Annotated in this window: 5 protein-coding genes; 3 read left to right on the forward strand and 2 right to left on the reverse strand. The window is 62.5% G+C overall.

From position 1 onward, the window contains the following. Both VGY55_16260 and VGY55_16265 read left to right on the forward strand, forming a co-directional pair. Nucleotides 1–1,799, forward strand: a 1,799-nt coding sequence (locus tag VGY55_16260; protein ID HEV2971531.1) for a VWA domain-containing protein, incomplete at its 5' end; no start/stop codon positions are given. Nucleotides 1,800–1,835: 36 nt separating this feature from the next. After that, a complete protein-coding gene (locus tag VGY55_16265; GenBank protein HEV2971532.1) occupies nt 1,836–2,558 on the forward strand; it encodes a class I SAM-dependent methyltransferase in 723 nt (240 codons plus the stop codon). Between the two features lie 75 nt (nt 2,559–2,633). Here the strand turns inward: VGY55_16265 and VGY55_16270 are convergent, their stop codons facing one another. Beyond that, a complete protein-coding gene (locus tag VGY55_16270) occupies nt 2,634–4,169 on the reverse strand; it encodes a GGDEF domain-containing protein (GenBank protein ID HEV2971533.1) in 1,536 nt (511 codons plus the stop codon). A 284-nt stretch (nt 4,170–4,453) separates the two neighbouring features. Then, on the reverse strand, nt 4,454–5,740 hold the full coding sequence (gene glgC / locus VGY55_16275) for a glucose-1-phosphate adenylyltransferase (protein ID HEV2971534.1): 1,287 nt from the start codon (nt 5,738–5,740) through the stop codon (nt 4,454–4,456). Nucleotides 5,741–6,103: 363 nt separating this feature from the next. Between glgC and VGY55_16280 the strand changes: the two genes are divergently transcribed. Next, a partial coding sequence (locus tag VGY55_16280) for a hypothetical protein (protein HEV2971535.1) occupies nt 6,104–6,709 on the forward strand: 606 nt, incomplete at its 3' end.

A 6,709-nucleotide genomic window follows, 5' to 3' on the forward strand; every position in this document is an offset into this window, starting at 1 on the left:
GGCAGCGGATGCGGCAGAGCTTGCTGTTGTTTCTGCAACTCCTCCTGCTGGCGATCGTGGCCCTGGCCCTTCTGCGGCCAAATTGGGAAGGGGGACGACTGGCCGGCGATCGCTACATCTTTCTCGTCGATAACTCGGCCAGCATGAACGCGACCGATGTCGTCCCCACGCGGCTGGACGAAGCCAAGCGCCGCGTCGAGCAATTGCTCGATCAGATGGACTCCGGCAGCAAGGGCATGATCATCAGCTTTTCCGACACGGCCCAGGTCGAGCAGAGCTACACCGACAACGTTCAGGAACTGCGCCGCGCGTTGGCCGCGATTCGGCCGACGATTCACTCCACGTCGCTCGACGAGGCGCTGCGGCTGGCGGCCGGCCTGGCCAACCCGAGCACGAGCATCGAGATCGGCAATGCCCAGTTGGCGGAGCCGCTCCCCGCCAAACTCTATATCCTGAGCGACGGCCGGTTTCCCGACGTGCGTGGGTTTTCGCTGGGGAATCTCGAACCGGAGTTCGTGCCGATCGGTATGGCCGACGCGGCGAACGTCGGCATCATCGCCTTCACCACCGGCCGCAGCGAGCTTCATCCCGATCAATTGCAGGCCTTTGCCCGGCTGGAGAACCATGGCGCCGAGCCCGTCACGGTGAACCTGGAGCTGTATCTCGACGGGCAGTTGCTCGACGCCCGGCACTCGAAGATCGCCGCGGGTGAGGCTGCCAGCGAGGCCTTCGGTCTGGGCTCGGTCGATCGAGGCGTGCTACGGCTGGCGGTGACGACGCCGGACGTTTTCATGCAAGATAATCAGGCCTGGGCGGTCATCAATCCGTCGCGGCGGGCGCGAGTGCTCTTGGTCACGTCCGGAAACGAACCGTTGCAGCGGGCGCTGACGGTCCCATCGGCGCAGCAGTGGGCGGAAGTGACTGAAATCAAGCCCGACGCGCTAAAGAATCCCGAGCAAAAAAAACTGGCGGCAGCCGGAGCGTTTGACTTAGTGATCTACGACCGCTGCCGGCCGGAGCAGATGCCGCAGGCCAATACCTGGTTTATCGGGGCCGTGCCGCCGCTGGCCGATTGGTCGGCGAGCGATCCGGTCGTTCAGCCGCAAATTATCGACAGCGACCGCAGCCATCCGATCACGCAAGGGATCGAATTGGGCGACGTGGATGTTCTGGAAGGCCGGCCGCTCAAAGCACCCCCTGGCGCCACCCGGCTGATCGACAGCAACAAGGGAATACTCATGGCGATCAGCCCGCGAGAAGGGTTTGAGGACGCCGTGCTGGGGATCGACTTGCTCAAGACGGACGAGCATGGCGAGGCGTATGCCAATACCAATTGGCCGATCAAACTGAGCTTTCCGTTGTTTGTCTCGAATTTGCTGCAATATTTCGGGCGCAATCAGCAGGCCTCGGCAGGGGCGAGTTATCATCCCGGTCAGCCGGTGGTGCTACGGAGCGATTCGGCAGCGCCGCTGGTCGTTCGGACCCCATCCGGGGAGTCGGCCGAAATCCCGCGGAGCCGGCAGAGCACGTTCAACTTTGCCCAGACGGATCAATTGGGCGTTTATGAGGTCCGCGAGGCCGGGAAGGCGACTCAGCAGTTCGCGGTGAACCTGTTCGACTCCCGGGAAAGCGACATCCGCGCCCGGACCGAGGGTTCGATCAAGATCGGGTTCAGCGAGGTGACGGCCCAAAGCCGCTGGGAGCCGGCTCGCCGCGAGATATGGAAGTTTTTGCTGGTTCTGGCTCTAGGCGTGCTGTTATTCGAGTGGTATATCTACAACCGCCGAGTGTATTTGTAGCGTTGGCGGCGCGTGAATTGCGGAAGCGAGTCGATCATGCCGCGACCCAAGGAAAAACGGCCCCCGCGCCGCCGCCGCAAGAGCGTGATCAACCATTTGTTGGAAGACAAATTGATCCAGCGGGTGAGTTACGACGAGTATCGGGCGAAAGTTCGCGATGTCTACGCTGGCCCCAAAGGGGCGATCCTGGCCACGTGCAGTTTTCTCTCGCTGCATAAGCCGCTCGGAGAGCGTTTGCTGCGCGAGCGGAAGTTCGATCTGGGAGGCTGCCGCGAGATTCTCGACGTGGGGAGCGGCGCCGGCCAGATCGCCGGTCACTTGATCAAGTACTCCGATCCTCGCGCGCGAATCACTTGCTTCGACCTCTCGCCCGAGATGTTGCGCCGCGCGCGAAAGTTGTTGCGGAGCGAACGGCCGCGGTATTTGGTCGCCGATCTTTCGCGGCTGCCGTTTCCCGCCGATTCGTTCGATTGCGTCACCTGCGGTTACGTGCTCGAGCACTTGCCCGACCCGCGGACGGGTTTGGCCGAGTTAGCCCGCGTGATGGTCCCCGGCGGAAAGATGCTGCTGTTGACCACCGAAGACAGCTTCGGCGGCGCGTGGACGAGCCGCATCTGGTGCTGCCGCACGTACAACCGCCAGGAATTGCTCCGCACCTGCCGCGAACTGGGCCTGGTGCCGCGAAAGGAATTGTGGTTCACGCAGGTCCACAAGCTGTTTCGCGCCGGCGGGATCTGCGTGGAACTGGTGAAAGCCTGAGGCAGCGAATGTAGCGGGCACACTCCGTGTGCCGTCCGCCGATTTGGTTGCGGCATGTGGATCGTGCCTACTACGCTACACCGTCGCTTCTTTCAGCACGAACGTCTCGATCGTCTGACCGGTATGATAATGGGTGCAATCGCCGCCGGCCTGCACCGAATTCTGCAGGGCGGCCTCGCCCCGCTTCAGGAAGGCGGCCGAGTCGTCGGCCTGTTCGACCTCCGCCAAACCCGCGCTCACGCTGATGGGGAGATCAAGATCTTTGCCTCGCAGCGGGCAGCGCGCCACCGCGGCACGTAGCCGCTCGGCCACGCCCACGGCCTGATTCAGCGGCGTGCCCGGCAGCAGCACGGAGAACCGGTCGTCGCTGTAGCGGGCCACGAGATCCATCTCGCGCATGCCGGCGGTCAGGAATTGCGAGACGGTCTTGAGGATTAGGTCGACGGCCGGCGCGCCGTGCCGTCCCGACATCTTCGAGAAGTTGTCCACTTTCACGAGCATCAGCGAGAGCTTCGATTCGTAGCGATGCGCTTCGGCCACGCGGCGGCGGACCTCCTCGCAAAATGCGGTGCGATTGGCCAATCCCGTCTGTGCGTCGGTGCGGACGCCGTCCCCCTCGGATTCCGCGGCTGGCGCGATCTCAGACCCAGCGGCGAGGGGCGCAGGCGCGCTGGCGACCGGCGGCGTCCGCGGCGGGGACTTGATGCCTCCGATTGGCCGAACCGACTGGCCGTCGTGCAGATACATGCGGTTGCGGCCGGCATTCTTGGCGGCATACAGGGCTTCATCGGCCCGCTTGATCAGCATGACTTCGTCTTCCATGGCCTGCGCTTGGGCCAACCCTCCGCTCACCGTGACGCTGAGCGACTTGCCTTCGAAATCGACGTTCCGCCCTGCGACAAAGGCGCAGGTGCGAGCGGCCCCGGCCTCCGATTCTTCGAGCGTCGTCGAAGGCATGATCACGGCGAATTCCTCGCCGCCGTAGCGAGCGACGATGTCCATTTGCCGTAGCGTCTCGCGCAGGCTCTGCGCGACCCCGCGAAGCACTTCGTCGCCGGCCAAGTGCCCGTGCGCATCATTGAATTTCTTGAATTGATCGACATCCACCATCAACAGGCAGAACGGCGTCGCCTTGCGTTGCCATTCCGCCAGCCGCTGGGACAATTCGCTGTCGAAGAGTCGGCGATTCGGGGCGCCGGTCAGGGCATCGGTCAGGGCGTCGGCGGCGTGGACCTCGATCTGGTGGGCCTGCTCCTGGAGCTTGACCTCGGCTGTTTTCAACTGCTGGTGCAGCCGCTCGTTGGCCTCGATGATTTGAGCCACGGCGCCCAACACAGCCGAATCCAGCGGAACACCGTCCGAGCGATTGGTCAGCTCGCTGCTGATCGCCTGCACCCGGGATGAATGCTCGCCCACGTCGGCGGCGACGCTCGTGGCCAATTCATTCAATTTCAAAAGCGCGGTGCGGGCCCTTTGCACGTCGCCGCCGTGCTTGCCCGGCGAAGCGCCTTGCTGGCTTCCACGCAACCACCAGCCGATCGCTCCGCCGGCGACTAACTCGACTACCGCCATCACGACTGCCAACAAAACGAGCGAAGATGAGTTCTCCACCGGGGACACCTATTGCCGATTCATGAGCTTTACCTGGTTCCCGTCTGCGATAGAACGCCGAGCCCCAAGCCCGACGATCGCCCCTTTGCCGTGGCATTCCTCCACCGCTATCGCAAAGCAGTTTTTCCTACAAACAAGGGAATTTAGGTCGCGGGGGGGGAATGTCAAAGGACTCGCAATTCAAGCATTTTCTCGTCGGAATTTGCTTGCTCCCAGCCGCGATCCGACCTATAGATTTCAATGCGGTTCGCCGCGGGCCCCAAGTCGGGACGGAGAAATCCCGGTTAGCGCTCGAGCGACTCCATCTCTTGAAAATGCTCGACGCCGTCGGCCTTGGCGATCACGGTGATGCCGTTGTCGCTCACGGTAAAGCCGCGAGCGCGGTCTTCCTCCGGGTCGTAGCCGACCGACGCGCCCGGCGGGATGCGGACCCCTTTGTCGATGATCGCACGGCGAATCCGCGTATGCCGGCCGATATCGACCCCGTCGAAGAGGATGGAATCCTGCACGTGAGCGAAGCTGTTGATGCGCACGTTCGCTCCGAGGATCGACCGTTCGACCTGGCCTCCGGAGACGATGCATCCCTGGCAAACGATGCTGTCCAGGGCGTGGCCGCGACGGGCGTCCGGCCCCTCGCCGGCAAACACGAATTTCGGCGGCGGATAGTTCGGGTGATAGGTGCGGATCGGCCAACGGTCGTCGTACATGTTCAACAGAGGATCGACGTGCACCAGGTCCATGTTCGCCTCGAAATAGGCGTCGAGCGTCCCCACGTCGCGCCAGTAGGCGTCTTGCTTGCGGTTCTCATCCCGGAATGCGTAAGCGAACACGCGATGCGTGTCGATGATCGCGGGGATGATATTGTGGCCGAAGTCGTGGGCGCTGCCCGGCCGAGTGGCGTCGAGGCATAACTGCTCGAACAGAAAGCGGGCGTTGAACACGTAAATCCCCATTGACGCCAGGCAGTGCCGCGGATCGCCGGGGATCGATTTCGCGTTGACCTTCTTCTCCTCGAAGCCGATCACCCGGCCGTCGGTTTCGATCTGCATGACGCCGAAATGCCGCGCCTCAGTCACGGGAACGCGCAGGGCCCCGATCGTCAGATCGGCGTCCTTCTCGCGATGCAGCTCGACCAGGCTGCCGTAATTCATCTTGTAGATGTGGTCGCCGGCAAGAATCAGCACCAGCTCGGGCCGCTCCTTCTCCAACGTGTAGATATTCTGATAAACGGCGTCCGCCGTTCCCTGATACCAATGCTCGTCGATCCGCTGCTGCGGGGGAACCAGGTCGATGAATTCCCCCAGCTCGCGGCTTAAGAGCGAGCGCCAGCCCAGGTTGATGTGGCGATCGAGGCTCATCGCCTTGTATTGCGTGAGGACGAGCATCTTGCGGATGCCGCTGTTGATGCAGTTCGAGAGCGAGAAGTCGATGATCCGATACGAGCCGCCGAAGGGGACGGCAGGCTTCGCCCGATCGCGCGTCAGCGGCTCCAGCCGCGACCCTTTGCCGCCGGCCAAGACGACGGCCAAGGTGTTTTTGATCCAGTTTTCCCGCTCGTCGTCGTGCCGCATGCAATCCTCCTGGCCGATGTTTGGGATCTCGCCGGCGCATCTCGCCAGCCCGCCGCGCACTCGCCCATTCTAACGGCAAAGGGTATGCCGCGAAATCCCGTGGGGACCTTCGCTTCCAACTGCCGTCAATCCCCCTTGCGGCTACCCAAATCGCAATCAATTGAACGTCGTAAGTTACGCTGCTAAAGCCACTTACGGTGTTCACTTGTTTTAGTGCATGGGCCATATCTAGGATGGAATTGTGGTTGATTTGAGACTGGCTCGAATCCCGCTGATGTGTGTTTTGCAAATGCCGTGGCGCCATGGATCAGGCCGGGCCAAGCAACGTCGCGTGGAAGCGCGACAACGACCGTGGGTGCCGCTATGGTGCATCAATTCCCTGCCAATTCGTTCGGACGCAGCCCAAATCATCTGGACCATATCAACTCGATGGCCCGGGCCAAGAGTGCGCGCCGGGGCGTGCCGCTAAGCAAGCGCGCCCGGCGGATCGAGCGCCATCAACGGCTTCCGTTCGTGCCGCCGGAGAACTGGTACGAACCGCGAGAGGATGGCGAGGGATTCACGATTCTCGTTCAATCGCCGGGAAACGGCTTTCGGCACGTCGTCACCCCGGATGAGGTCCGCGCTCGGTTGGCCGAACTGCCCAAGCGGTTTGTCGAGCCGCTGGAAACGCTCCAATTCAGCCGGATGACGCGGAAGAAGCAGAGCTTCCCTTGCTATGGCATGCAATGGGGCTCGGCCGTCTATCTTTATCCGATCGAGGAATGCCTCGAGGAGACGTACAGCGCTCCGCCAAAGCCGAGTCAGATCAACGAGGCGCGGATGTTCGGCGGCCGCTGGGTTCACGAGCCGGATGGCTCGTGGAAGCTGGTCTGGACCGAACGGGCAGTCAAAGATTTCTACCTTAACAACATTCTGATCCACGAGTTGGGCCATCTGCTCGACGACCGCAATTCGCGGTCGGTCGAC

This window comes from Pirellulales bacterium, assembly GCA_035939775.1.
Classification (GTDB): Bacteria; Planctomycetota; Planctomycetia; order Pirellulales; family DATAWG01; genus DASZFO01.